29 protein-coding genes are annotated in these 24,075 nt (G+C 33.5%); 15 read left to right on the plus strand and 14 right to left on the minus strand.

The annotated features are described in order from the left end of the window. Positions 1–91: 91 nt before the first annotated feature. From P5P89_RS03700 to P5P89_RS03705, 3 genes are all read right to left on the minus strand, one after another. A complete protein-coding gene (locus P5P89_RS03700) occupies positions 92–730 on the minus strand; it encodes a peroxiredoxin (RefSeq protein WP_223681771.1) in 639 nt (212 codons plus the stop codon). A gap of 110 nt (positions 731–840) precedes the next feature. Beyond that, a complete protein-coding gene (locus P5P89_RS21615) occupies positions 841–1,107 on the minus strand; it encodes an AEC family transporter (protein ID WP_340696515.1) in 267 nt (88 codons plus the stop codon). Continuing rightward, a complete protein-coding gene (locus P5P89_RS03705) occupies positions 1,047–1,751 on the minus strand; it encodes an AEC family transporter (protein WP_340696516.1) in 705 nt (234 codons plus the stop codon). Before P5P89_RS03705 ends, P5P89_RS21615 begins: the two co-directional genes overlap by 61 nt. A gap of 105 nt (positions 1,752–1,856) precedes the next feature. Here P5P89_RS03705 and P5P89_RS03710 point away from each other — a divergent pair, with 105 nt between their 5' ends. The 5 genes from P5P89_RS03710 (at position 1,857) to meaB (ending at position 5,434) form a co-directional block, all read left to right on the plus strand. After that, complete coding sequence (locus P5P89_RS03710) at positions 1,857–2,423, plus strand: Crp/Fnr family transcriptional regulator (protein WP_278010797.1); 567 nt, start codon at positions 1,857–1,859, stop codon at positions 2,421–2,423. Positions 2,424–2,483: 60 nt separating this feature from the next. Beyond that, positions 2,484–2,945, plus strand: a complete 462-nt coding sequence (locus P5P89_RS03715) for a DoxX family protein (RefSeq protein ID WP_278010798.1) — start codon at positions 2,484–2,486, stop codon at positions 2,943–2,945. 151 nt (positions 2,946–3,096) lie between these two features. After that, entirely contained in the window at positions 3,097–3,504 is a 408-nt protein-coding gene (locus P5P89_RS03720) for an RrF2 family transcriptional regulator (RefSeq protein WP_278010799.1), read from the plus strand. Positions 3,505–3,561: 57 nt separating this feature from the next. Beyond that, positions 3,562–4,203, plus strand: a complete 642-nt coding sequence (locus tag P5P89_RS03725; RefSeq protein ID WP_278010800.1) for an NAD(P)-dependent oxidoreductase — start codon at positions 3,562–3,564, stop codon at positions 4,201–4,203. A gap of 139 nt (positions 4,204–4,342) precedes the next feature. Continuing rightward, positions 4,343–5,434, plus strand: a complete 1,092-nt coding sequence (meaB, locus tag P5P89_RS03730; protein WP_278010801.1) for a methylmalonyl Co-A mutase-associated GTPase MeaB — start codon at positions 4,343–4,345, stop codon at positions 5,432–5,434. A 16-nt stretch (positions 5,435–5,450) separates the two neighbouring features. Here meaB and P5P89_RS03735 read toward each other — a convergent pair whose 3' ends face one another. From P5P89_RS03735 to P5P89_RS03750, 4 genes are all read right to left on the minus strand, one after another. After that, the gene (locus P5P89_RS03735; RefSeq protein WP_278010802.1) at positions 5,451–5,990 is read right to left on the minus strand and encodes a hypothetical protein; all 540 of its coding nucleotides are present in this window, start codon (positions 5,988–5,990) and stop codon (positions 5,451–5,453) included. 173 nt (positions 5,991–6,163) lie between these two features. After that, complete coding sequence (locus P5P89_RS03740) at positions 6,164–8,104, minus strand: LTA synthase family protein (RefSeq protein WP_278010803.1); 1,941 nt, start codon at positions 8,102–8,104, stop codon at positions 6,164–6,166. 41 nt (positions 8,105–8,145) lie between these two features. Next, on the minus strand, positions 8,146–8,373 hold the full coding sequence (locus P5P89_RS03745) for a hypothetical protein (RefSeq protein WP_026984926.1): 228 nt from the start codon (positions 8,371–8,373) through the stop codon (positions 8,146–8,148). A gap of 42 nt (positions 8,374–8,415) precedes the next feature. Continuing rightward, positions 8,416–9,786, minus strand: a complete 1,371-nt coding sequence (locus P5P89_RS03750) for an MATE family efflux transporter (protein ID WP_278010804.1) — start codon at positions 9,784–9,786, stop codon at positions 8,416–8,418. Positions 9,787–10,104: 318 nt separating this feature from the next. On the opposite strand from P5P89_RS03750, the gene P5P89_RS03755 reads away from it, so the two are divergent. After that, the gene (locus tag P5P89_RS03755) at positions 10,105–10,620 is read left to right on the plus strand and encodes a hypothetical protein (protein WP_278010805.1); all 516 of its coding nucleotides are present in this window, start codon (positions 10,105–10,107) and stop codon (positions 10,618–10,620) included. A gap of 105 nt (positions 10,621–10,725) precedes the next feature. On the opposite strand, the gene P5P89_RS03760 is transcribed toward P5P89_RS03755, so the two are convergent. Next, positions 10,726–11,604 carry a PPK2 family polyphosphate kinase gene (locus tag P5P89_RS03760; RefSeq protein WP_278010806.1) on the minus strand — a complete coding sequence of 293 codons (879 nt, stop codon included), beginning with the start codon at positions 11,602–11,604 and terminating at the stop codon, positions 10,726–10,728. A gap of 205 nt (positions 11,605–11,809) precedes the next feature. Between P5P89_RS03760 and P5P89_RS03765 the strand changes: the two genes are divergently transcribed. The 8 genes from P5P89_RS03765 (at position 11,810) to P5P89_RS03800 (ending at position 17,725) form a co-directional block, all read left to right on the plus strand. Then, complete coding sequence (locus P5P89_RS03765) at positions 11,810–12,646, plus strand: DUF6929 family protein (protein ID WP_278010807.1); 837 nt, start codon at positions 11,810–11,812, stop codon at positions 12,644–12,646. A gap of 345 nt (positions 12,647–12,991) precedes the next feature. Further along, positions 12,992–13,492, plus strand: coding sequence for an RNA polymerase sigma factor (locus tag P5P89_RS03770; protein ID WP_278010808.1), 501 nt, complete (start codon positions 12,992–12,994; stop codon positions 13,490–13,492). A 2-nt stretch (positions 13,493–13,494) separates the two neighbouring features. Then, positions 13,495–14,436: a hypothetical protein gene (locus P5P89_RS03775; protein WP_278010809.1), complete on the plus strand. Its 942-nt coding sequence runs from the start codon at positions 13,495–13,497 to the stop codon at positions 14,434–14,436. A 32-nt stretch (positions 14,437–14,468) separates the two neighbouring features. Further along, entirely contained in the window at positions 14,469–14,879 is a 411-nt protein-coding gene (locus P5P89_RS03780) for a TonB-dependent receptor (protein ID WP_278010810.1), read from the plus strand. A gap of 53 nt (positions 14,880–14,932) precedes the next feature. Continuing rightward, the gene (locus P5P89_RS03785) at positions 14,933–15,637 is read left to right on the plus strand and encodes an SIMPL domain-containing protein (RefSeq protein WP_278010811.1); all 705 of its coding nucleotides are present in this window, start codon (positions 14,933–14,935) and stop codon (positions 15,635–15,637) included. Positions 15,638–15,675: 38 nt separating this feature from the next. Then, complete coding sequence (locus P5P89_RS03790; RefSeq protein ID WP_278010812.1) at positions 15,676–16,263, plus strand: LURP-one-related/scramblase family protein; 588 nt, start codon at positions 15,676–15,678, stop codon at positions 16,261–16,263. Between the two features lie 115 nt (positions 16,264–16,378). Next, positions 16,379–17,095, plus strand: coding sequence for a 3-ketoacyl-ACP reductase (locus P5P89_RS03795; protein ID WP_278010813.1), 717 nt, complete (start codon positions 16,379–16,381; stop codon positions 17,093–17,095). A 120-nt stretch (positions 17,096–17,215) separates the two neighbouring features. Next, on the plus strand, positions 17,216–17,725 hold the full coding sequence (locus P5P89_RS03800; RefSeq protein WP_278010814.1) for a hypothetical protein: 510 nt from the start codon (positions 17,216–17,218) through the stop codon (positions 17,723–17,725). A gap of 85 nt (positions 17,726–17,810) precedes the next feature. On the opposite strand, the gene mtaB is transcribed toward P5P89_RS03800, so the two are convergent. After that, positions 17,811–19,145, minus strand: a complete 1,335-nt coding sequence (gene mtaB, locus P5P89_RS03805; RefSeq protein WP_278010815.1) for a tRNA (N(6)-L-threonylcarbamoyladenosine(37)-C(2))-methylthiotransferase MtaB — start codon at positions 19,143–19,145, stop codon at positions 17,811–17,813. A 482-nt stretch (positions 19,146–19,627) separates the two neighbouring features. Here mtaB and P5P89_RS03810 point away from each other — a divergent pair, with 482 nt between their 5' ends. Then, entirely contained in the window at positions 19,628–20,152 is a 525-nt protein-coding gene (locus P5P89_RS03810) for a hypothetical protein (RefSeq protein ID WP_278010816.1), read from the plus strand. Positions 20,153–20,229: 77 nt separating this feature from the next. On the opposite strand, the gene P5P89_RS03815 is transcribed toward P5P89_RS03810, so the two are convergent. From P5P89_RS03815 to P5P89_RS03835, 5 genes are all read right to left on the minus strand, one after another. Further along, the gene (locus tag P5P89_RS03815; protein ID WP_278010817.1) at positions 20,230–21,033 is read right to left on the minus strand and encodes a Cof-type HAD-IIB family hydrolase; all 804 of its coding nucleotides are present in this window, start codon (positions 21,031–21,033) and stop codon (positions 20,230–20,232) included. A 69-nt stretch (positions 21,034–21,102) separates the two neighbouring features. Then, entirely contained in the window at positions 21,103–21,321 is a 219-nt protein-coding gene (locus tag P5P89_RS03820; RefSeq protein ID WP_223681806.1) for a putative signal transducing protein, read from the minus strand. A gap of 32 nt (positions 21,322–21,353) precedes the next feature. Further along, on the minus strand, positions 21,354–22,136 hold the full coding sequence (locus tag P5P89_RS03825; protein ID WP_223681808.1) for an alpha/beta hydrolase: 783 nt from the start codon (positions 22,134–22,136) through the stop codon (positions 21,354–21,356). Positions 22,137–22,185: 49 nt separating this feature from the next. Next, entirely contained in the window at positions 22,186–22,845 is a 660-nt protein-coding gene (locus P5P89_RS03830) for a DEAD/DEAH box helicase (RefSeq protein ID WP_278010818.1), read from the minus strand. A gap of 51 nt (positions 22,846–22,896) precedes the next feature. Beyond that, positions 22,897–24,060: a sigma-54-dependent transcriptional regulator gene (locus P5P89_RS03835; protein WP_278010819.1), complete on the minus strand. Its 1,164-nt coding sequence runs from the start codon at positions 24,058–24,060 to the stop codon at positions 22,897–22,899. Between the last annotated feature and the right edge of the window lie 15 nt (positions 24,061–24,075).

A 24,075-nucleotide genomic window follows, 5' to 3' on the forward strand; every position in this document is an offset into this window, starting at 1 on the left:
AAAATGTCCGATAAATAGTAAGATGCTAATTCTCCAGGATCATAAAAAATCTCAGAAACTTAGCACCTTATTATTGAAGCTTAAGAAAAGCTTATTTATTAGGCTGTGGCGTCAAACGCAAATACGGTTTGATTGGTGTATAGCCTTTTGGAAATTTTGCCGGAATATCACTATCCGGAATTGCTGGTGCGATTACCACATCCTGCCCGTCTTTCCAGTTTGCAGGCGTAGCTACGCTATAGTTTGCAGTTAACTGTAAGCTGTCTATAACACGAAGCAATTCGTCAAAATTTCTTCCTGTCGAAGCCGGATATGTTAAAGTCAGTTTGATTTTTTTATCAGGCCCAATTACAAAAACAGAACGCACTGTAAATTTATCGCTTGCATTTGGGTGCAGCATATCATACAAATTTGCTACTTTTTTATCTTCGTCTGCAATGATTGGAAAATTAACTTCTGTATTTTGCGTTTCATTGATGTCTTTAATCCATTCTTTATGGGAATCCAAACCATCAACACTCAAAGCAATAACTTTAGTATTTCTTTTTGTAAATTCAGGAACGTAATTGGCTACAGTTCCTAATTCAGTGGTACAAACCGGCGTAAAATCAGCAGGGTGAGAAAATAAAACACCCCATGAATCACCTAACCATTCATGAAAATTAATTGTTCCTTGTGTTGTTTCAGCCTGGAAATCGGGTGCTATATCGCCTAATCGTAATGTTGACATAATTATATTTTTTTAGTTCCCTTAAAATTAACTAAAAAATACATTCGGAAAACATTCAAAATTTAAAAAATTAGTTAAAATTCTATTTACTCTATATAATTAAATAGCAATCATAAGAAAAGCAATATAAAGTACCAAATAGCAAGAGTTAAGAACGAAATCGGAATCCCAAAACCCACCATCATACTGCTTAATTTTGGCTTCAAGCCATAAGTCGAAGCTAAAATTGCGCCTGTAATCATGGGTGCCATAGCGGTTTCCATAATTGTAATTTTGATAGGCTCTGAATGCTGATTGAAAATAAAAACATATAGTACTAAAATGGCAAACGGAACCAGAATAAGCTTAAAAAAAGTCCAAGCCGTAAAAATTTCCAATGCTGGCTTTTTCGGTCAAAATTGAGTTGTAATCCGACAGATAATAAAGCAAGCGGTGTCACAAAACTTCCCACTTTTAATAATATGGATTGAATATTCGAATCTAAATCGTAGTCATAAACATTCATCAGGCAAGCAAGAACAAACATTATGAACGGAGGGAATAAAAGTATTTTCCTTATGATGCTCCACGTATCCGGGCTTCCTTTAGAATAAAATGCTGCTACAAAAACACCGAATGTTGAAACAACCACAAATGTTCCGGGCTGATCTACCAGAACAGCAGTTTCTAAACCTTTTTTGCCAAATAAAGCTTCAATTATAGGAAAACCTAAAAATGACGAATTGCTTAATCCCGCAGTTAGGATCAGACAGCCAATTAGTTTATTAGACCATTTTAATTTCTTTCCTAAAAAATGAAAAAATGCAAATGCAAGAATAAAAGTAATCCAGCCCGCTCCTATGGGAAACAACAATTCATTGCTCCATTTAATTTTCGGTATATGATATAAAGTGATGGCAGGAAGACATAAATAAATGACAATTTTATTTAAAACCTTGTAAATATTAGACGGAAATCCTTTTACTCTTTGCAAAAGCAATCCTAAAAATAAAAAGAAGAATATTAAAATAAAGTTGTTCATATCAAAGCTTGAGCACAAAAGTAGGGATTTATTAACTGTTGAGTTGAACAAATTATAGTAGTTCTTTACGTTTTTTGTTACTTTTAATACATAATTCTAAAAGTAATGCAACAAATAAGAGACAATTTCGAGCGAATGGCAAAACTCTCTGATGAAGACTGGAATACCTTTTCATCAAAACTCACTCGTCAGGAATTTTCAAAGAAAACCGCTATACTTAAAACCGGTCATGTTGAAAATTATCTTTCTTTTGTAGAAAAAGGAATCGTTAGATATTATGTACCCTCAGAAAGCAAAGACCTCACATTTACTTTTGGATTTGATGGTGAATTTGTGAGTGGTTATGATTCATTCATTACCAGATTACCCGCAAACTACACCGTTGAAGCTCTTGCAGACACAATACTTTGGCGCATCTCTTACATTGATCTTCAGGAGATTTATGCCGTGACCAAAATTGGTAATACAATTGGCAGATTAGCAAGCGAGGGATTATTTCTAAAAAAATCAAAGAGGGAACTGTCGCTACTGAACGAGTCAGCAGAACAACGATATCGCAATTTATTCACAGAGCAGCCTCAGTTAATTCAAAAAATACCCCAAAAATACCTTGCATCCTATATTGGTATTACTCCACAAGCTTTAAGCCGAATACGAAAACGCATTTATTAACCCAGGTTCATTGTTTTAGGTTTCATTAGTATGCAACTTTGTATAATAAATCAAAAAGATATGGAAACCTTAATTGTGCTCTTTGGAGCTTTTACGCTTACATTACTTATTATTTGGATAACAAGCAAACGTCTTGAACTTAGATTTTCAGGCAGAGTTGCTATGGCACTTATGCTTGTATTTACCGCTATAAGTCATTTTGTTTTTACCAAAGGAATGACAATGATGATTCCTTTTTTACCCTGGCCAAATGTGATTGTGATTTTTACAGGCGTTATAGAGTTAATCGCAGCAATTGGAATACTTCTTCCCACCACCAAAGTCTTAACTGGAAAACTGCTTATTTTATTTTACATTTTACTATTCCCTGCTAATATTTATGCAGCAATTCACAACATTAACTTACGAACTGCCGATTATACTGGCGATGGCGCATCCTATTTATGGGTTAGAATACCTATGCAGCTTCTTTTTATTTCCTGGGTATATTTTTCGACTATAAAAAATCAAAAATCAAAATAGTCAACCAGGAGAATGCACATCATTGATTTTAATGAGGTACATTTTCTTTTACTTTCACTTTTATAGTTTTTACTGTTGTAAATTAATTTTTAGTTAAAATTAGTTTTTGTTCTAAAAAATGACTTAAATTTGTAACATAATTTATTACAGTATGATTTCAGGCAAATTTGCTATATCAGTTCACATCTTAACTTTGCTCACTAAATTCCCGAATGATTATTTGTCATCGGAGTTTATTGCAGGAAGTATGAACTTGAATCCTGTTTTAGTCAGAAAAGAAATAGCAAACCTAAAAGCGCATCATATTGTAGAAAGCAAGGAAGGAAAAAACGGAGGGACTAAATTATCAAAAGCAGCTTCGAATATTAGTTTAAAAGAAATATTTGAAATGACTTTTGAGAATATTGGTTTAGGTTATGCCAAAAACCAGCCCAATCCGGATTGTCCTGTTGGAAAAAAAATCAATCAAAACCTTGATGTTTTGTACACTGAAATGAATCAAAAAGTCTGTGAACAATTGGAAGACATTTCATTGGAAGAATTTTCGGCTCAATTTTAAAACATTTTTTTAAATAAAACTGTAACTTTTTTTATTACTAAATAAATTTATATATCTATGAAAATTGCACTTATTGGAGCTACTGGCTTCGTTGGAACAGCTATCTTAAATGAATTAGCAGACAGAAAGCATGAAATTACTGCTATCGCAAGAACACCAAAAGACACTAAAAATGCAACCTGGATCGCTGCAGATGTTTATGATGCAGATGCATTGTCTGAAATTTTAAAAGGACATGACGCCGTTATTAATGCATTTAATCCGGGTTGGGCAAATCCGAATATTTATGAAGATTCAATTAAAGGTTCAAAAGCAATTCAGGATGCGGTTAAAAAATCTGGCGTAAAACGATTTATTACAATTGGAGGTGCTGGAAGTTTATATGTTGCTCCAGGGGTACAGCTTATTGATACTCCTGATTTTCCTAAAGAAATTTATGATGGTGCCAATGCTGCCAGACATTATTTAGAAACGATTAAAGAAGAAAAAGAATTAGACTGGGCCTTTTTTAGCCCTGCAATTGAAATGCATGCAGGAACTAAAACAGGAAGAACAGGAAAATACCGTTTAGGTCTGGAAAACCCTGTTTTTAATGATGAACAAAGAAGTATTTTATCTGTAGAAGATTTAGCGGTTGTAATTGCTGATGAGATCGAAACTCCAAAACACCATCAGGTTCGATTTACTGCAGCATATTAATCAAATACAGATTCCAAAAATTAGCACGAATTAAAGTGAGGTAATAATTCGTGTTTTAACAAAAAACAGTTTCTAATGCAATTTTCTGCTTTTGAAACTGTTTTTGTTTTCAGTACTTTTACAATACAAAAAAAATATTTTGTCAAGTTCAAATAAGCAGGCCGGCAGTTTAAACGAAAAAGCTGGAATTTCATCTCACGAAATCACCAATGCATCGGCTATCATTCAAATCAGGAACAAACGCAGGCAGCAGCCATCTGCTGAAGAACTCATTTCAGGAATCCTTTCCGGTAACCGCACCGTTTTAAGTCGTGCCATTACTTTAATAGAAAGTACAAATCCTGAGCATACTGAAAAAGCAAATGAAGTTATTAAAGGATGTTTACCTAATGCTAATAAATCGATTAGAATAGGAATTACTGGTGTTCCCGGTGTCGGAAAAAGCACTTTCATTGAAGCTTTTGGAACTTTTTTGACTGAATTAGGAAAAAAAGTTGCCGTATTAGCCGTTGATCCAAGCAGTACTATTTCTCACGGCAGTATTTTAGGAGATAAAACCCGAATGGAAAATTTAGTAAAAAACGAAAATGCTTTTATCCGTCCGAGTGCTTCCGGAGAAAATTTAGGTGGTGTTGCCCGCAAAACAAGAGAAACCATTATTTTATGTGAAGCAGCAGGTTTTGACACCATAATTATTGAAACTGTGGGAGTTGGCCAAAGTGAGACTGCCGTTCACAGCATGGTAGATTTTTTCTTATTATTGAAAATTTCAGGTGCTGGTGATGAACTTCAAGGGATTAAACGAGGCATAATGGAAATGGCAGATGCCATCGTTATCAATAAAGCAGACGGCGATAACATCTACAAAGCCAATCAGGCAAAAGCTGAATTTAATCGTGCACTACATTTATTTCCTCCAAAAAAATCAAACTGGCTGCCTAAAGCAACCACTTGCAGTGCTATTACAAAAGAAGGAATTTCGGATGTCTGGAACAGCATTCTGGATTATTTTGAAATGACTAAAGAAACCGGATTTTTTCAGCAAAAAAGAAATGAACAAAACCAATTCTGGATGATAGAAACCATTAACGAACAGTTGAAACAAAATTTTTACAATCAGCCTGAAATTATTTCATTATTGGAACAAAATAAAAAAGCGGTGCAAAATAATGAAATATCACCTTTTGCAGCCGCTCAGCTTTTATTGAATAAATATAAAAAAAGCTTATAAATTGCTTTTTAATTCATTATTTCACATTAATCGAAATGGTATAAGCTTCTTCACTTTCTTGAATAGGGTATTTACCAGGAACTAAAATGTCTGAATTAAATTTTAAGGATTTCACTAATTCCGGTTGTATAATCTGCCCTTCAGGTATTAGATAAACTCTTCCATTTCGTAATAGCACTTTTTTATGTTCTTCAGTCAAAGCACTTTTTTGAATTTCCATCACAAAATTTCCTTTTTCATTTGTAACACTTACTGGTGTTCCGTCAGGGTCTGGTTTCGCAAAGCCATAAGTTATCCATCTGTATTCCACCGAATAACAAAATCCGTCTGGCTGGCTGCAGTCAATATTATGTGCTCCCCAATTTTCCACAATAAACCCTTCGTAGTGAGGTAAATATCTTTTAGTATTTGACTGATTTTGCTGCTCTGTGTTTGACAATTCAGGTTTTTGATCTTCAACAGATTCGTTGTTACAGCTCATAAAAAAAGTGGCAGAGAGAAAAACTAACAGCACTTTTAATACCTCAACTTTTCTTTTTTGTTGTAAAGTTTTCATAATAAATAATTTAATTGCCCTACTCTATCGTTGGCTTTTCGGGTTACGCCTTTTAATTTAGTATATATCAATTAAATTATTTTTTGTTACCCTTTTCGTTTGAATTTTAATACAAAAAAAAGCTGTTAAGTATGAAATTACACCTAACAGTTTTTTTATAAATAAATTGAAATCTATTTTTTCGTATCCCTAAGCTTGTACTTATTTTGTTTATACAAATTGCCGGCAGTTATAACATGTGCCAAGGCATCTTTTGCTAATTCTTCGTTTAATTTTACAGGAACTAATGTTGTATCATTTTTAATTTCGAATTGCAGGGGTTTCAAATTTGGCTGCATAATTACCACCTGATTTTCAACCCTAAACGCGTTGATATCATTAAACTGCATAATCGATCTTCCTTGCACTTTTGGATCTAATTTATTCAAATTACGACCAACCATCGGCGTTTCAAACGGAATTCCTAAATATCCTAATAATGTTGGCGGAATATCAATCTGACTTGCCAGTCTGTCATAAACAGCTCCTTTTGGAACTCCCGGTCCCATAATAAATGCCGGAATATGAAATTTATTAATAGGCACTAAATTTTTCCCGTAAGTCCTGGTATTATGATCGGCAATTACAATGAAAATGGTATTTTTAAAATACGGTTCTTTCTTAGCCATTTCGAAGAATTTCCCAATAGAAAAATCAGCATATTTCATTGCATTATTAACTGTTGCAGGCTTTTTGTCATACGGTTTGATTCTTCCTGCCGGATATTCAAATGGCTCATGATTGGATGTCGAAAACATTAATGAAAAGAAAGGTTTATCTCCTTTTGATTTAAAATAATTATTCGCCTTGGTCACTAAATCTTCATCAGAATAACCCCATGTTCCTTTGAAAGCATATTTATTTCCATCTGACTCAAAATCTGTCTGATCTACAATATCCTCAAAACCATTTCCATTAAAAAATGAGGCCATATTATCAAAATTCGCCATTCCGCCATAGATAAAGCTAGTATTATAACCTTTATGCTTTAAGGCATCTGCCAAAGTAAAAAAACCTTGTTGGGAATTCCCTAATTTTACTACACTTTCTGATGGTGAAGGCAAAAAACCGGTCACAACCGCTTCTATTCCGCGAACACTTCTTGTTCCTGTGCAATATAAATTCGTGAACAGCAAACCCTCTTTAGATAATTTATCAAATTCAGGCGTTAATAGTTTTCCACCCAGGATTCCAACATATTCCGCACCTAAACTTTCCTGAAGAAATATAACCAGATTGTATGGTTTCTTCAAAACAGAATCAGGCTGCTGTACATGTAGAAAAGGAATCTCTGCATCAGTAAAATCATTTGGTCCCGCAATCATATATTTCTTTACACGGGCAATCGCTTCTGCTTCATCCATTTTACCGTACATCTTGGTATTTCCTTCGTTTTTAATCGAATAAGCAGCAAAAGCAACGGTGTAAAAAGAATTTAAGCCCAACGTATTGGTAAGCTGATCAGTTGAAAAAACTGCATTACTGGCATTAATAGGACGTTTTGAAGTCAGACTTGAACGAGCCCCGAAAAACAATAAAAATGCCACCAAAGGAAAAACCATTAATTTGAACTTATAATCTGTGGCGATTGTATGGAAAAATTGTTTTCCTTTTTTGAATGCCAGATAAATAACGGCTCCTAAAATCAGGAAAGTAACAACAATAGAAGTCAGATAACTTTTTAAAAGCATCCCCACAACTTCTTTTGGATAAATCAGATAATCAAGGAAAATCTTATTCGGACGTGTATCATATTGTTTTACGAAATCCGGTGAAGCCAATTCTACAAAAAGAATCAGAAACAGAAATATAAAACTATAAATTACCAAAAATGAATTGGTAAACTTCAGCCATTTGTTAGGCAAAAAGGTAATTAAAACCGCAGGCAGAAAAGACAAATAACAAAGCAAAATTAAATCCATTCGCAGGCCGATTGGAAAAATATACCAGAAATCAGGTGTTTCGACAACCCTTTCCTTAAATATAAAAAATAAAAATATTCTGCTTAAGGTAGTGATCAGCAATCCGATTAAAATAAAATTTAAAACGGGTTTTAAAAAACGTATTTTTTTCATTAGAAAATTTTAAATGGTCATGGTAGGAACGCGGTACGTCTCTACTCTTCGTAACGATTTATTTCACGGTCGTAAAAATCATTTGCTTTTTCAATTAAGCCTTCCATTTCTGCATTTAATTCAGCTTCATCAAGATCTTCTGCTTCTTCCAGGAATTCTACCTCATCATCTTTAAGATTGATAATAAATCTTGGGTAATCAAGGTGTATGATAAAAATATCGTCTGGAAAATCAGTATTGTCTCCAAGTAAAAATTTAGGTAATTCCATAATAATTTATTTTTTAAAGCTCCAAATGTAGTTATTTGAAACTTAATTTTTGATTAATTTTTTGGTTAAGTAATTAAAGCGAATGTAGAGAAAAAGTGCAGCTGAAGTTAGTCCTGCCAAAAGTCCGACCCATACGCCTGCTGCTTTCATAGGAGTATATTCTGCTAAATAATATGAAACAGGAAAACCAATGATCCAATACGCCACAAATGTAATGTACATAGGGATTTTTACATCCTGCAATCCGCGTAATGCCCCCAACACGACTACTTGAATCCCATCAGAAATCTGAAAAACTGCTGCAATTAATAATAGTTTAGAAGCAATTGCAATAACTTCAGTATTATCAGTAAGCTGTATCGTGTTTTCCATATTCAGAAAAATATGTGGCAGGAATTGATGGAAAGCCACAAACAAGACGGCAAAAACACTTTCTATAATAATTGCCAGTAAAAAAATTGAGCGTGCCACAATTACTAATTTTTTATAATCCTGCAATCCTCTCTGATTACTCACGCGAATCATGGAAGTAACACTTAAACCCATTGCAAACATGAAAGTCATAGAAGCCAGACTCAGCGCGATTTGATTAGCCGCCTGGCTGGTCCTTCCAATATTTCCGCACAGCCAGATCGAAGCGGTAAACAATACTACTTCAAAAAGCATCTGCATTGCCGAAGGAAAACCAATACTAATTATTTTTTTTATTGTTTCTTTCTTAATTTCCTCAAAACTAAAATCTTTAAAGAAATGTTTAAGGTCATTTCTTCTGGACAGCATAATGTGCATGAACATCACCAAAAATATTCTTGAAATTACAGTTCCTATAGCTGCTCCAATAATACCCATCTTCGGAAAAATCCAGATTCCGTAAATCAAAACATAATTCATACCTACGTGGAGTACATTTGCCATAACCATGGCGTACATCGAATATTTAGTTAAGGATAGTCCGTCTGCAAACTGTTTGTAACCCTGGTACATGATTAACGGAATGAGTGAGAAAGCAACCCAGTCCAGATAAGGTTTGGCAAGCGTAATTACTTCCTGAGGCTGATGCAGCATTTCCATTATTGGTTTTGCCAAAACAATTAGTCCAAAAAGCATTAATCCTAAAATGGTACACAAAAACAAGCCATGATGAAATGCAGAACGAATTTTAGTGTCATTTTTCTCAGCATCTCCTTCAGCCACGATAGGTGTAATAGCTGTAGAAAATCCAATCCCTAAAGACATTGCAATAAAAATCATACTGTTCCCTAAGGAAACTGCTGCAAGCTCGGTACTTCCTAATTTACCTACCATTATATTATCGACCATACCAATTAAGTTATGCCCTACCATTCCTAAAATGACTGGATACGCAAGCCTTAAATTGTATGAGAACTCTTTTGTGTATTGCTTTAAATTCACTTTACATTATTTTTTAGCCTGCAAAGATAAACAGATGCTTTTGATTCTCTTCAAATATTCAGTTTTAATCAATTTCGTTTGATAAGCAAAAAAATACCTACATAATTTTAACATTTTAATCAAAAACTAAGGATATACTTTATGAAATATTTTTGATGCAAAAACCTGAAATCCCAATAAAATAAAGGGTTAACATAAGTAAAAGCCATATTAAAATTTTAACATATCCACATTATATAACGATTTTTCAAAATTATATAACTACTCAGCAGTATCTCAAAAGTAATTTTACATCATAGTAATTAAAAAAATACAAGCATGAAAAATTTACAAAACATCCGAATTTTATTTGTTGCAGCCATTGCAATGTTATCTGTAACAACAGCATCTGCGCAATCAACAGAAATTGAAAACTACGATCAAAAATTCAAATTAGGATTTGGTGTGAGCGCTGGAATTCCGACAGATGGTGATGATTACGACTGGGCTCTTGGAGGTGATGTGAGACTTCAATACGATTTATCTAAAAGAACTTCATTAACATTAACAACTGGTTTTACAAATTTATTTGTTGGTAATGATGCTCCGGATTTAGGATTTATTCCTGCAAAAGCTGGTTTCAAAGCTTTCTTCTGGGAAGATCAGTTCTATGCGATGGGAGAAATAGGTGCTGGTTTTGCTGTAACAAACGGATATAATGAGACTTCTATTTTATGGGCTCCAAGTATTGGATATGCAGGAAAACATATTGATGTGAGTTTAAGATATGAAGATTACAACAAATTCAAAACCAATCAAATTGGGCTTCGCATAGCTTATGGTTTTGAATTGTAAAAACTAAATTCAAGTTATTTTTATTTTTTTTTGGTGAAACCCGACAGACTTTCTCAATCTGTCGGGTTTAGTTTTTTTACTCATAATGAAATGTAATAATATTGATTATTTTTCTTCTAATTGTTTTTTATACATTTCAATATTAGCTTTAACTTTATCATCAAGTTCCGGTTCTTTAATGTCGGTATATTTTTGCATTTCTTCCCAGATAATTTTCGCTACAATATAACGGGCCATATCCTTGTCATCTGCAGGAATTATGTACCATGGCGCGTAATCAGTCGAAGTTTTATTAATTGCCTCTTGATAATATTTTTGGTATTCCTTCCAGTGTTCCCTTTCTTTTAAATCTCCCGGTGAAAATTTCCAATGATGTTTTTCTTCTTCCAAACGGCGCAATAAACGCTCTCTCTGCTCCTCTTTGCTTAAATGCAAAAAAAACTTCATAACAATAGTTCCGTTTTCCGTAATGTGTTTTTCAAAATTATTGATTTGATTAATTCTTTTTTTCCAGAATTTAGGCGTAATGTCGTCTACCGAATTAATTCCCGGCAAGTTCTCTGCCAGAACATATTCAGGATGCACACGCGTTACTAAAACGTTCTCATAATGTGTACGGTTAAAAATGGCAAACTTCCCTTTTTCCGGCAAAGCAATATAATGTCTCCACAGATAGTCATGTTCTAATTCACTCGAATTAGGGGTTTTAAAACTATGCACGACCACTCCACGCGGATTAAATTCCTTGAATACTTCCCGAATCAGACTGTCTTTTCCTGACGTATCCATTCCCTGCAGGCAGATCAAAACACCATATCTGTTGTGCGAATACATCACATCCTGCAAATCGCTCAGTTTTGCCTGTACCTTATCCAGTTTCTCTTCTTTTTCATCATCACTGGCTTCAATGCCAAGCAAGGTTGGAATCCTGGATAATTTTATTTTATCTGTAACTTTAAAATCTTTTGGATCTATTGCTTTCATTTTTAATTTTTTTATACATAAATATACTATTTTTACGAAGCATATTCCTGCTATTCATTACAATACTTATCAATAAACCGCTTTTTTCCAAAGCCATAACAAAGCTTCCGCTGGTCGCTTTGTTCTGTCAGGAAAAAATGCATTTTCTTTTCAAAGTATTTTCATTGCTATCAGGGCTAGGCATTGGTTTTCAAAACATCATTTTATGGAAAAATTCACATTAGAAATATTATTTCAAATTATCGGAATCGGCTCAGCATCAGGATTATTTTTCAATAATGATTCACTTTACGTTATTGGCGACAACAGCGGATTTTTATACGAATACAACATGCAGAATCAGCAATTAAGTCAGCATGCCCTAATTGACAATCCAACACAAAATATTCCGAAAAATATAAAACCCGATTTTGAATCGATCGCGCATCATAACGATACACTTTATATTTTTGGTTCCGGTTCTACCGAAAACCGAAATAAAATGATTGCATTCGATCTGAAATCGAAAACCGTTTTACAAAAAAACAATCTCGTTGATTTATACGCGCTCATGCAAAATTTCGGTGATATAAAACCGGAAGACTTCAATCTGGAAGGTGCTATTTTTGATGGCGAAAACTGGTACTTATTCAATCGTGGCAACGGAGTTTCAAATAAAAACACGATTTTTACGATTCACGCCAAAAATCTTGGGGAAGAATTTGCGCTGATTTCTGTCAATTACAAATTACCAAAAATAAAAGGTGTTCGTTCCAGTTTTACCGATGCCATTCTGGTCGAAGGCAAAATCTATTTCCTTTCTACCGCCGAGGACACCAAATCAACTTACGATGACGGCGAAGTTCTAGGAAGCTTCATTGGCCGAATCGATCTCAAAACCATGAAAATCGATTTTACTCAAAAAATCACTTCAACCCATAAATTTGAAGGCTTGACACTTTACAAAAAAGAAAATAATAAAATCGAGTTTCTGCTTTGTGAGGATAATGATACTGATTTATTAGAAACGAAGATTTTTAAATTGACATTACCAGTTAAGTAAAACTTTGCGAATCTTCATGTAACTTTTGTGAATCTTTGCGAAAGTGCTTTTCCGCAAAGATTCACAAAAGATTTCACAGAGAAACACAAAACTTTCAAAATTTATTTTGCGCACCTTTGCGAATTTCTTTGCGAATCTTTGCGGTAAAATTAGAACACAAAGATTCACGAAAAATTTCACAAAAAAACACAAGAAACAATTGCATTTTAGACGCACGGCTGTGCATCTCTACAAATAACCATTTATTTTTTTTACCTCGTCCCAACCTTTTTCCCTTTTTCGCTCTCTTTATAATTAAAGACCAAAATTGTGATAAACGAAACGCTAATTTCTAACTGCAAAAAAATGAACCGTGATGCCCAGCGTCAGGTTTATGAGCACATGGCTCCAAAATTATATCGCGTTTGCAAACGATACTTAAAGAAAGAAGAGGAAATTGAAGAAGCTCTTGCCGATGCTTTCTACACCATCTTTACAAAATTAGACCAGCTCAAAGAAGAAAAAGCTTTTGAAGCCTGGGCCAGAAAAATTACCGTTAATCACTGTTTGGCAACTATTAAAAAGAGCACCAATTTCAATATGTATCTTGATGATGTAAAAGTGCTTTCGCAGCCATTTACAGATGAGATTAGCACATTAGAAGAAGAAGATTTACTCAATTTATTAAACCACATTCCGGACGGCTGCAAAACTGTTTTCAACCTTTTTGTCATAGAAGGTTTTGGACACAAGGAAATAGCCGAAATGCTGAAAATCTCGGAAGGCACTTCAAAATCGCAATTAAATGCCGCCAAAACAAAGCTGAGGGAATTAGTAAATAAATTGTATTATCAAAAAGCAAAATAGTCATGGACAATCACGATAAAATATTCGATAAATTCAAAGAAGCCGCATACAACTCGGAACAGAAAGATTTTCCGGGAATGGAAAAAATCTGGTCACGCGTTGAAGATAAACTGGATAAAAAAGAAGACAAAAAAACCATTGCTTTATGGAAGAAAATTGCAGTCGCAGCTTCCTTTCTGCTATTACTTTCACTTGGATTTCAATTTTTTAAGGCAGATAAAAATGCTGTAATTCAAACACCAAAAGCAGTTGTAAATAAAACTGAAAAAGAGACCATTCACAACCAAATAAAAGACAATTTTGCTGTTGAAAATGATCCAAAAATAATTTCAGGAGAAGAAGGCAAACGTATTTTAGAAAATCAGATTAAGAAACAGCAGGATATCGTAAATAAGGAAACAAAAGGTTTGAACGAAGTTATTGTAACTACGCCCAATGCAGTTTTTATACCATCTCCCATAGTTGCAGAAACAGAAGACTCAAAAGAAGAAGATTTTACAGAAACTGACAAAGCTGATCAAAGTTTGGGTTATTCAAAAACAATACAAAGAGAATCTGCAAAAACTGCCTTCGCCGACAAACAAGAGGAGAAAGCTAAAAAAGCAGCACCATTGATTGTACTTAACGGCAATGCTATGGCACACAGTGATGATTCAAAAAGAGATAAAATGATGCAGGACGAACTTCCTAATTTAAGTCCGGAAAACATGGAATCGCTGGTTGTACTCGATGAACCTTTGTATATTATTGACGGGATTTATTATTCGGAAAATGATTTATTCGGAAAAAATCCCACAAGCCCTTACGCTCCTTTAAACAAACAGGAAATCAAATCCATTACCATCCTTCAGGATCTTGAAGCTACTTCAAAATATGGCGAAAAAGGAAGAAAAGGAGTTGTTATCATCACAACTAAAACTGGGAAACCTGCTCTGAATAAATAGCTAAAAAAAATTAAAAATTAAAATTTACCTGCATGAAAAACGTAAAACTTATTTCATTAGCCCTATCTATGCTTATATCTTTTGTATTAAAAGCGCAGGGAAAAACTGTTACCAGGAAACATGAAAATAATTTTGTAAAAACGAAAATTGCACCAAAAACTTTCATTAAATCTAAAGACACTATTTCTGACATAAAAGTTTCTTCAAATTTTGTTAAGCCAACAGTTTCGCCTAATCAAATTAGAATCTGCGTTCCTTCCCGATCTCTTTTGAAAGAGCCTTTGTATATTTTAGATGGTGACATTATAAACGCCAAACAATTTTCTAAACTAAACCCGAGTGACATTGAAGAAATAAAAGTACTAAAAGGTAATGATGCGATTTCAACTTACGGAAATCAGGCTATTAACGGGGTTGTTGTTATTATCACTAAAGAAGATTAGTAATAAACTTCAAATCAGTTATAACAAAATATTAATCATTTAAATATCGTCTTATGAAAGTACTTCTAACACTTTCCATACTTCTTTCAATCAATTCATTTTCTCAAACCAAAACTTCAATCGAGAAACCTTTTATTGAAGTTTCAGGTAAAGCAGACACATTAGTCATCCCAAATAAAATATGGATAAACGTGCTTTTAATGGAAAAAGATTTTAAAGGCAAAAAGTCTGTCGAAGACATGGAAAAAGAAATGATTCTGAAATTAGAATCAATTGGCATCAATACAGAAAAAAACGTTAGTCTTAATTATATGTCCAGTAATTTTAATAATTATATTCTGAAACAAACTGATATTTTCAAATCAAAATCATATTCTATTTTAGTTACTGATGCTAATATAACTGCAAAGGTTTTTATAAGCCTGGAAGAAATCGGAATTTCAAACGTTCGAATTGAAAAGGTAGAAAATACAGACGAAGAAAAGATTAAGCTCCTAATAAACGGGAAGGCGATATTAAATGCAAAACAGACTGCTGAAAGTTTTTCAAAACCTTTAAATCAAAAAGTTGGAAATGCCATTGAAATAAGTAACTTTGAAAATATGCCAAATCAATTTACCGGACAATTAAATGAAGTCGTAGTAAGAGGTTACTCTTCAAAAATATATGGGAATAGGATTGTAAATTATGAGAGTAATATTGAATTTGAAAAAATAAAGATTTCAAGTTCAGTTCAGGCTAAATTTTTATTAGAATAATTAAATAAACATATAAACTATATTTCAAACAAAATTTCATGAACCCAATCTTAAATCAAAATTTATTTCTTGTAAAAGAACATATCGGAATGTTTAAAGCCTCAAACAATTATGACATTTATGATCCTGCGAATAATCAGATCATCATGCATTGCAGAGAAAACAGTTTAGGCATTTTTACTAAAATATTACGTTTCACGGATTACAAAAGAATGACACCTTTTAATGTTGAAATTACTACCGCTGATGGTGAAAAATTGATTTCAGTAAAACGTGGTATTGCATTTTTTCGTTCTACTGTTGAAATATTTGATGAGAAAGACAGATTAGTTGGAACTTTTAAACAGAAATTCTTTTCTATTGGAGGTAAATTCGAAATATTAGACAAAAATGAAAAACCTGTTGCAACCCTTCAGGGAAAATGGACAGGCTGGGATTTTAAATTCTCACACGAAAACAAACAGCTGGCTCAGGTAAGTAAAAAATGGGCAGGATTAGGCAAAGAGTTTTTTACCAGTGCCGATAATTATGTATTGCAAATTGAAGAAACAGTAGCCGCTGATTCGCCACTTAGACAATTAATTCTGGCAGCTGTAATGTGTATTGACATGGTTTTGAAAGAATAACAAAAGCTGTTAAACTTAGATTAAGAAAACAGAAAAAGCATCTTTTCGCTACGCAAAAACTGTATTTTTGTAGTACTGAACAGATGCTTTCTGCATTTTCTAAAAAATAAAACTCATGACAAACTTAAAAAATAAAAATGCGCTCATTACAGGAGCCGGTAAAGGAATTGGAAAAGCGATTGCAATTGCCCTTGCAAAAGAAGGTGTAAACGTAATTTTAGTCTCCAGAACCCAATTAGATGTTGAACAATTAGCCGTAAAAATTGAAAATTTTGGGGTTAAGTCATTAGCATTAACAGCAGACGTAGCTGACATAAATTCTGTAAACACAGCAGTAAAAAAAGCTTTGGCTGAATTTAAAACCATAGACATTTTAATCAACAATGCAGGAATCGCTTCTTTTGGAAAATTTCTGGAGTTAGAACCTGCCGAATGGGAAAAAATTATTCAGGTAAACCTAATGGGAACTTATTATACGACACGTGCTGTTTTGCCTAATATGATTGAAAGACAAACAGGTGATATCATTAATATTTCATCAACTGCGGGATTAAACGGAAATGCACTGACAAGTGCTTACAGTGCATCTAAATTTGCCGTTCTGGGCTTAACCGATTCTTTGATGCAGGAACTCAGAAAACACAACATTCGTGTTACTGCCTTAACGCCAAGTACTGTTGCAACTGATATGGCAAAAGATTTAAACCTTACAGATGGCAATCCTGAAAAAGTAATGCAGTCTGAGGATATTGCAGAATTAATTATTGCACAACTCAAACTAAATCGCAGGGTGTTTATAAAAAACAGCAGTATCTGGTCTACTAATCCTTAACACGCACAGCGTAAACTTCAAATTTTAAACCCCAAATTCCAAACTCAAAATTAGATTAAGTTTATAAAGTTTCTGAATTGGAATTTGGAATTTTAAAGAATTGAAAATTAAAAAAATAAGATGGAACAATATTTAAGACAATTGATTTCAATTGCATTTACAGATAAAAAAGAAATCTTTACCGGGTTTCTGATTGATTATTCAGATGACTGGATTTTACTTAAAAACAATCCGATCGATTTTACACTTGATGGTTTTGTGATTTTAAAAAACAAAAATATCGAGGCAATCGAAAGAGACGAAGAACTGGTTTTTAATGAAAAAGTAATTCGCCTGAAAGGTTTAAAAACAAATGCCGAAGATATTATTCCGATTAAGGATTTGAGTACAATCTTAAATTATATTAGTACTAAATATGGTATTTTTCAGATTGTAAAAAAATCGCCAAAATCGGTTTATTTAGGTAAACTTATTGAAGTGAACGAAGAAATACTGACTATTGATTTTCTTGATATCAGAGGCTCTTTTGGAGGTGAACTCAGTTTTAACCCTGAAAAAATAAGAGTGATCGAATTTGATTCAGATTATATCAATTCTTTGAAATTGGTTTCGGAAGAAAACGAGAAATAAGAGTTTATAAACACAAAAAAGTCCTTAATCAAGGACTTTTTTGTGTTTACATTTCTAACGGAAAAGAGAAATACCCATTTATGAATTAGGCTTCTGCCAATTTGTTTAAAAACTCCAGACGAACGCTTCCGTCGTCATCAATTTTAGTGAGATTAATTTCCTGTAAAGTATTAACCAATTCAGGATTCCACGGTGTTTTTACTTTTACATAATTTTCGGTAAAGCCATGAATATAGCCTTCTTTGTTTTCGCTTTCGAATAAAACAGTTCTTTTAGATCCTAATTGGCTTTCGTAAAAAGCGCGGCGTTTTTTAACCGACAATCCACGGAGCATTTTACTTCGTTTTGCCCTTACATTAGCAGGAACAACACCCGGCATGTCAGCTGCTTCAGTATTATCTCTTTCAGAATAAGTAAATACGTGTAAATAGGATATATCCATTTCATTAAGAAAATGATATGTTTCTAAGAAATGCTCATCTGTTTCACCCGGAAAACCAACAATTACGTCAACGCCAATACACGCATGAGGCATTACTTCACGAATCTTATTAACTCGTTCTGTATAGACTTCGCGCAAATAGCGGCGCTTCATTAATTTCAAGATATCATTGCTACCGGATTGCAGCGGAATATGAAAGTGCGGTACAAAAGTACGGCTTTTAGATACGAACTCAATTGTTTCGTTTTTTAGTAAATTAGGCTCGATTGATGAAATTCGCAAACGCTCGATTCCTTCCACTTTATCCAAAGCCTGTACTAAATCTAAGAAAGTATGCTCGTGTTTTTTATTTCCAAATTCTCCTTTTCCGTAATCGCCAATATTCACTCCTGTCAGGACGATTTCTTTAATATCCTGAGCAGAAATTTCTTTTGCATTCTGTAATACATTTTCTAAAGCGTCACTTCTTGAAATTCCTCGTGCTAATGGAATCGTACAATAAGTACATTTATAGTCACAGCCATCCTGAACCTTCAAAAAAGCACGGGTACGATCTCCAATAGAATAACTTCCAACGTAAAAATCGGCTTCAGCAATCTCGCATGAATGAACCTCACCCATGTCGTTTTTACTTAAATCGTGAATATAATCGGTAATTTTAAATTTTTCAGTAGCTCCCAAAACCAAATCAACGCCATCTACAGCTGCTAATTCTTCAGGTTTCAATTGCGCATAGCAACCTACAGCGGCAACAAAAGCCTTATCATTAAGTTTCATTGCTTTTTTTACGACCTGTTTAAATTGTTTATCAGCATTTTCTGTTACAGAGCACGTATTAATAACATATATGTCCGCAACTTCTTCAAAATCTACCCTGTCAAAACCTTCATCATTAAAATTTCTGGCAATTGTAGATGTCTCTGAAAAATTCAGTTTGCACCCAAGCGTATAAAAAGCAACTTTTTTTCTATTTTCCATAGGAATACACTACGTTTTAAGTAGTAAGATTATTATATTTACATCTTCAATCGAAGAGCTTGCAAATTTACACACAAATTTCTTTATAATAAAATCAATAATAGATTATAAATCAACGGATTGAACGAAACAGAGATTCATTTTGTATAAATAAGGGATAGGTTATTTTTTTAAGACTTCAAATTGATGTTATTTTTTGGAAGAAAAGTTTAAAGCTGGAAAGTCAAATTTGAAAGAAAAAATCGACAAAAAGCAAATAAATCCGACTAAATGCATAAAATTAGTTATAAATTTAATTTTTTCTTACATTTTCCTTTGCTGAGATAAATATTAAACCTAAATTCACAAAGCGAAATTTGATAAAAAAAATTAAATCTGAACATAAGATTATTCGATTTACGACGTTTTAAAATTTTCAAAAAAACAATGGGAAAGCCGAAAACCATTTTAGAGTAGGCAAATTTTTAAACTTATAAAACCATATGAAAGCATTTTTGCCCACAATCTGCTTAATGTTCTTAACTTTTTTTAGTGTACAGGCACAAACAAACGCCCCTGCTGCAAGTTCAAATCCGTTTCCAACAATCAGCACACTTACAACATGGGCCAGTTTTAACTCTCAACAAAAATTTGACATAGCCATACGTGCTGTAGGATTTAAATTTGAAGTTAAAGAGCCTGGAGAAGGATCTACTGCTTATACCTACATCAGAAAAGTAGTTGTTAATGAAGTTAATTATACTGACAGAATCGTTTACAGAATTACAAATACCAATTCTGCTAGTATTATTTCGCTTGTTACTGCCTCTACTGATTTAGTAAGTTTATATACTCCGCAATTGGCAACATTTAAAAATAACAACTGTAAAACCGAAATGTCTAAAGACAAAAACACCACCTGCAGCTGTTATGAAAGCGACAGTTTCGCAATCGACCTTTGCGATGAACGTGTAAAATTAACTATGGGTGACGGAAATAAATATTTTGTTTCTGTAGCTAAAAAATAATTCCCAAGAATTTATAAAATACAAATCCGAAATTTAAAACTAAATTTCGGATTTTTTTTGCTTAAGATTACTGTATTTTATACCAATATATAGCGCTGTACAACCTCAGCAACACCATCATCATTATTTGACGCTACAATTACATTTGCCCTGTCTCGCAATTCAGGTGTTACATTATCGACCCAAACCCCCAAACCAGCATATTCTATCATGGTTAGATCATTTCCTGCATTTCCAACAGCAATAATTTCGCTTTGATGAATATTCAATTTCTCTGCCAATATTTTTATACTTGCTGCTTTATCAATTCCGAATTGGGCTGCCTCAAGGAAAAAAGGTTTTGACATAGCAACACTCAAATGTGGCATTGCTGTTTTTAAGTCTTTCTCAACTTCTTTTAAATAAGAAGGTTCTTCCAGTAAAATGCATTTTACCGCGGGTTTTGTAACGGCTGCTTTAAAATTAGAAACTTTATTATGCGGCAATCCAGTAATTTCTTTTTCTATTTGGATATATTCAGAATCCGTTTCACTTATAATTTCACCATCCAGATACGTGATAATATGCGTTTTCATTTTTACACTGTAATCGTATAAATCATGAATTTGTTCCGGCGTCAGACATTGTTCAAATAAGATAACATCATCTTTTACCGTACTGATTACAGCTCCGTTAAACGAAATAATATATGAGTCGTTTAAATCTAGTTCTAATTCTTTAGCAAAAGCCGTCATAGCAGATGTTGGACGGCCAGAAGCTAAAACCACATAAACACCTTTTGCCTGAGCTTCCAGAAGTACTTTTTTATTTAAATCTGAAATTTTATGATCATCTGTCAACAAGGTATCATCCATGTCGAGCACTAACATTTTATATTGCATTGTTTTTTAGTTGTTAGTCCTTAGTCCTAGTTTTAAAGTTGAATAAATTACTAAGACTTAAAAAAAATTTTAGATACTCATTCTAAATTCTTCAATAACTGGATTTGCCTTTGCAAAATCGGTTTCCTGAATAAAAATTTCAACAGCTAAATCGGTTTGCCCAAAACCAGCTAATCTTGCTGATTGGATATTATCTTTTTTTACAGTCTCTACACCAGCTGCTTCTAATCTTTCCTGCAAAGCAAGTGCTAATACTTCGCTTCCTGAAAATGCTTTCATTAATCCCATGACATTGTATTTTATTATTATTTTTTTCTTTATTATAAAATTATTTTTAGCTGATTTTGAAAATCATCATTCTCATTTACCCCCACATGGCCCTGATTCTTCAAAGGATAAAAATTGGCTTTCGATTTTAAAAGGTTCTTTAGCCGGACAGAATTATCAAAAGGAATTAATTGATCGTCAGTTCCGTGAAAAATATAAACAGGCGCTTTTACTTTTGGCAAATATCTAAAAGTTTCTAAATGAAATTTTTTCATAAAGTCAGGAAAAAATGGAACTCTGCTGCTTGATAATTCTGTAAAACTAAAGTAAGGAGATTGCAGAATTAAGTCTTTTGGCTTGTTTTCTGAAGCCAAAATTGTAGCCAGACCTGAACCGATAGAATAACCTGTAATGATAATTTTATCTTCTGAATATCTTTGCTTCATTACTTTATAAACCGCTGCAACATCCTTATTTAATTGATCTTCATTTTCTATTTTGCCTTCGCTCTTCCCAAAACTTCGATAATCCAAAATAAAAATATCATATCCTAATGAAGTATAAATTTTAGAAATACTGCCCCAGGTTTCAAGTGTCCCGGCGTTTCCGTGAAGATAAAAAACCAAACCTTTGGAATGTTCTGCTTTAAATAAAAGTCCATGAAGATTTACACCATCAAATGACTTAATATTTAACTCTTCAAATTTACTCTGATATTCAAATTGATATTCTTTAGGAAGAGCAGTATTTTGAAAAATCATTCCTATCTGATTGAAATACACATAAGAAACAATAATCAAATAAATTACAACGAAGAACGCTAAAAGTACAATCATTAAAAATTTAAGTGTTTTTATCATTTCCATGGATATCGTAAAAGCTCTACTACTCTTCTATTTGATCCTCTTCTTCGTCCAACTCTTCTTCACCCTCTTCATCCATATCAAAGAAATAAGGTTCCAATAGCATTTTATCAGCTAAAATTTCAATGCGTTCCGTAAGTGTCTCTGCAAAAATAAGACGCTGTGTTTTAGCGATACTGTTCGAAATCCGCATTATTTTTGGCTCATGACGTAGCTTCAAAATCGGATCAGCATCATCTAGAATAAACATTTTAAGACGATTAACATTGTAACCGGCGGTACTAAACATATCATTCAACTTTGTTGGGGTCCCTATTAAAACATCAATTCCGGTCGAAATGTAGTTTTTATCATAATCCATATCACCTTTGTCATGAACTCCATAAACTTCAAGGTTGGTATATTTACCATATTTCTCAAAAAGTGCTTCCATTGCCAGAACTTTTTCTTTGTCTTCAACAACGATTAAAGCCCGCGGAGACTCTTCATTTTTACCTGCTAACTGCTGAATTACATTCAATACAATGGTTGTCGATTTACCAGTTCCCGCAGGAGAAATTATCATACAGTCTGCACCGCTTTTAATTGTCGAAAAAGTTTCCATTTGCAATATGTTTGCTTCTGTTAAACCATTCTCAATTAAGGCATCTTGTAATTTCTCGTTTATTTTTTTTAGTTTCATTTCTAAATTTTAGATTTATGATTTTAGATTTCAGATTGAAAAATTAAATCACTATTTGCTCGCAAACATTTTCACGTCAGTTTCAGAAATTTCGCTTCCTCCCAGAATAATCAGTCTTTCAACCACATTTCGAAGTTCACGAATATTACCTGTCCAGTCGTATTCCTGCAATAATTTTATAGCTGAGGCCGAAAATACTTTCACTGCGTTTCCTTGTTCCGAAGCAATTTTTTCTGCAAAATGCGAAATCAAAGCCGGAATATCATCACGTCTTTCATTCAATGGCGGAACTTTAATTAAAATTACTGCCAGACGATGGTATAAATCTTCACGGAAACGACCTTCTGCAATTTCTGTTTTCAAATCTTTATTGGTTGCGGCAACGACACGAACATCCACTTTGATGTCTTTATCAGCACCAACCCTTGTAATCATACTTTCTTGTAATGCACGCAAAACTTTAGCTTGTGCAGAAAGACTCATATCTCCAATTTCATCCAGAAAAATGGTTCCTTTATCAGCCGCTTCAAATTTTCCCGCACGATCTTTCACTGCCGATGTAAATGCTCCTTTTACATGTCCAAACAACTCACTTTCGATCAATTCACTCGGAATAGCAGCACAGTTTACTTCAATTAAAGGAAAAGCAGAACGTTCGCTTTTTTCGTGTAACTGATGCGCTACTAATTCTTTACCTGTTCCGTTTGGTCCGGTAATTAAAACTCTTGCTTCTGTTGGAGCCACTTTATCAATCATTACTTTAATATGATTAATAGAATCACTGTCCCCAATCATTTCGTAGTTTTTGCTGACTTTTTTCTTCAGAATTTTATTTTCAACTACTAATTGTTTTTTATCTAAAGCATTACGAACGGTGTTAAGTAAGCGGTTCAAATCCGGCGGTTTTGAAATATAATCAAAAGCTCCTAAACGCATCGTTTGAATCGCAGTTTCCATATCGCCATGCCCCGAAATCATGACCATCGGAATTTCTGGTTTTACTTTTTTTACTTCTTCCAAAACCTCAACACCATCCATTTTTGGCATTTTGATATCACACAAAACCAAATCGTAGTCGTTGTTTTTTATTTTTTCAAGTCCCGCAACACCATCTTCAGCTTCATCAACCTGATACGAATCATTTTCTTCTGATAAAATTTTTACCAAAACTCTTCTGATTGCTGCTTCGTCTTCTATAATTAGTATCCTACTCATACTTCGTAATTTGGA

The sequence above is a fragment of the Flavobacterium gyeonganense genome (assembly GCF_029625295.1).
GTDB lineage: Bacteria > Bacteroidota > Bacteroidia > Flavobacteriales > Flavobacteriaceae > Flavobacterium > Flavobacterium gyeonganense.

Bases quoted from the DNA above. Each gene is read 5' to 3' on its own strand.
- mtaB (WP_278010815.1), bottom strand. From the start codon at position 19,145: ATGGAAAATAGAAAAAAAGTTGCTTTTTATACGCTTGGGTGCAAACTG.
- P5P89_RS03780 (WP_278010810.1), top strand. From the start codon at position 14,469: ATGAAAAACGTAAAACTTATTTCATTAGCCCTATCTATGCTTATATCT.
- P5P89_RS03825 (WP_223681808.1), bottom strand. From the start codon at position 22,136: ATGATTGTACTTTTAGCGTTCTTCGTTGTAATTTATTTGATTATTGTT.
- P5P89_RS03740 (WP_278010803.1), bottom strand. From the start codon at position 8,104: ATGAAAAAAATACGTTTTTTAAAACCCGTTTTAAATTTTATTTTAATC.
- P5P89_RS03715 (WP_278010798.1), top strand. From the start codon at position 2,484: ATGGAAACCTTAATTGTGCTCTTTGGAGCTTTTACGCTTACATTACTT.
- P5P89_RS03765 (WP_278010807.1), top strand. From the start codon at position 11,810: ATGGAAAAATTCACATTAGAAATATTATTTCAAATTATCGGAATCGGC.
- P5P89_RS03710 (WP_278010797.1), top strand. From the start codon at position 1,857: ATGCAACAAATAAGAGACAATTTCGAGCGAATGGCAAAACTCTCTGAT.
- P5P89_RS03785 (WP_278010811.1), top strand. From the start codon at position 14,933: ATGAAAGTACTTCTAACACTTTCCATACTTCTTTCAATCAATTCATTT.
- P5P89_RS03820 (WP_223681806.1), bottom strand. From the start codon at position 21,321: ATGGGATTAATGAAAGCATTTTCAGGAAGCGAAGTATTAGCACTTGCT.
- P5P89_RS03760 (WP_278010806.1), bottom strand. From the start codon at position 11,604: ATGAAAGCAATAGATCCAAAAGATTTTAAAGTTACAGATAAAATAAAA.
- P5P89_RS03810 (WP_278010816.1), top strand. From the start codon at position 19,628: ATGAAAGCATTTTTGCCCACAATCTGCTTAATGTTCTTAACTTTTTTT.
- P5P89_RS03770 (WP_278010808.1), top strand. From the start codon at position 12,992: ATGAACCGTGATGCCCAGCGTCAGGTTTATGAGCACATGGCTCCAAAA.
- P5P89_RS03735 (WP_278010802.1), bottom strand. From the start codon at position 5,990: ATGAAAACTTTACAACAAAAAAGAAAAGTTGAGGTATTAAAAGTGCTG.
- P5P89_RS03835 (WP_278010819.1), bottom strand. From the start codon at position 24,060: ATGAGTAGGATACTAATTATAGAAGACGAAGCAGCAATCAGAAGAGTT.
- P5P89_RS03705 (WP_340696516.1), bottom strand. From the start codon at position 1,751: ATGAACAACTTTATTTTAATATTCTTCTTTTTATTTTTAGGATTGCTT.
- P5P89_RS03745 (WP_026984926.1), bottom strand. From the start codon at position 8,373: ATGGAATTACCTAAATTTTTACTTGGAGACAATACTGATTTTCCAGAC.
- P5P89_RS03755 (WP_278010805.1), top strand. From the start codon at position 10,105: ATGAAAAATTTACAAAACATCCGAATTTTATTTGTTGCAGCCATTGCA.
- P5P89_RS03700 (WP_223681771.1), bottom strand. From the start codon at position 730: ATGTCAACATTACGATTAGGCGATATAGCACCCGATTTCCAGGCTGAA.
- P5P89_RS03800 (WP_278010814.1), top strand. From the start codon at position 17,216: ATGGAACAATATTTAAGACAATTGATTTCAATTGCATTTACAGATAAA.
- P5P89_RS03775 (WP_278010809.1), top strand. From the start codon at position 13,495: ATGGACAATCACGATAAAATATTCGATAAATTCAAAGAAGCCGCATAC.
- P5P89_RS03725 (WP_278010800.1), top strand. From the start codon at position 3,562: ATGAAAATTGCACTTATTGGAGCTACTGGCTTCGTTGGAACAGCTATC.
- P5P89_RS03720 (WP_278010799.1), top strand. From the start codon at position 3,097: ATGATTTCAGGCAAATTTGCTATATCAGTTCACATCTTAACTTTGCTC.
- P5P89_RS03790 (WP_278010812.1), top strand. From the start codon at position 15,676: ATGAACCCAATCTTAAATCAAAATTTATTTCTTGTAAAAGAACATATC.
- P5P89_RS03795 (WP_278010813.1), top strand. From the start codon at position 16,379: ATGACAAACTTAAAAAATAAAAATGCGCTCATTACAGGAGCCGGTAAA.
- P5P89_RS03830 (WP_278010818.1), bottom strand. From the start codon at position 22,845: ATGAAACTAAAAAAAATAAACGAGAAATTACAAGATGCCTTAATTGAG.
- P5P89_RS03815 (WP_278010817.1), bottom strand. From the start codon at position 21,033: ATGCAATATAAAATGTTAGTGCTCGACATGGATGATACCTTGTTGACA.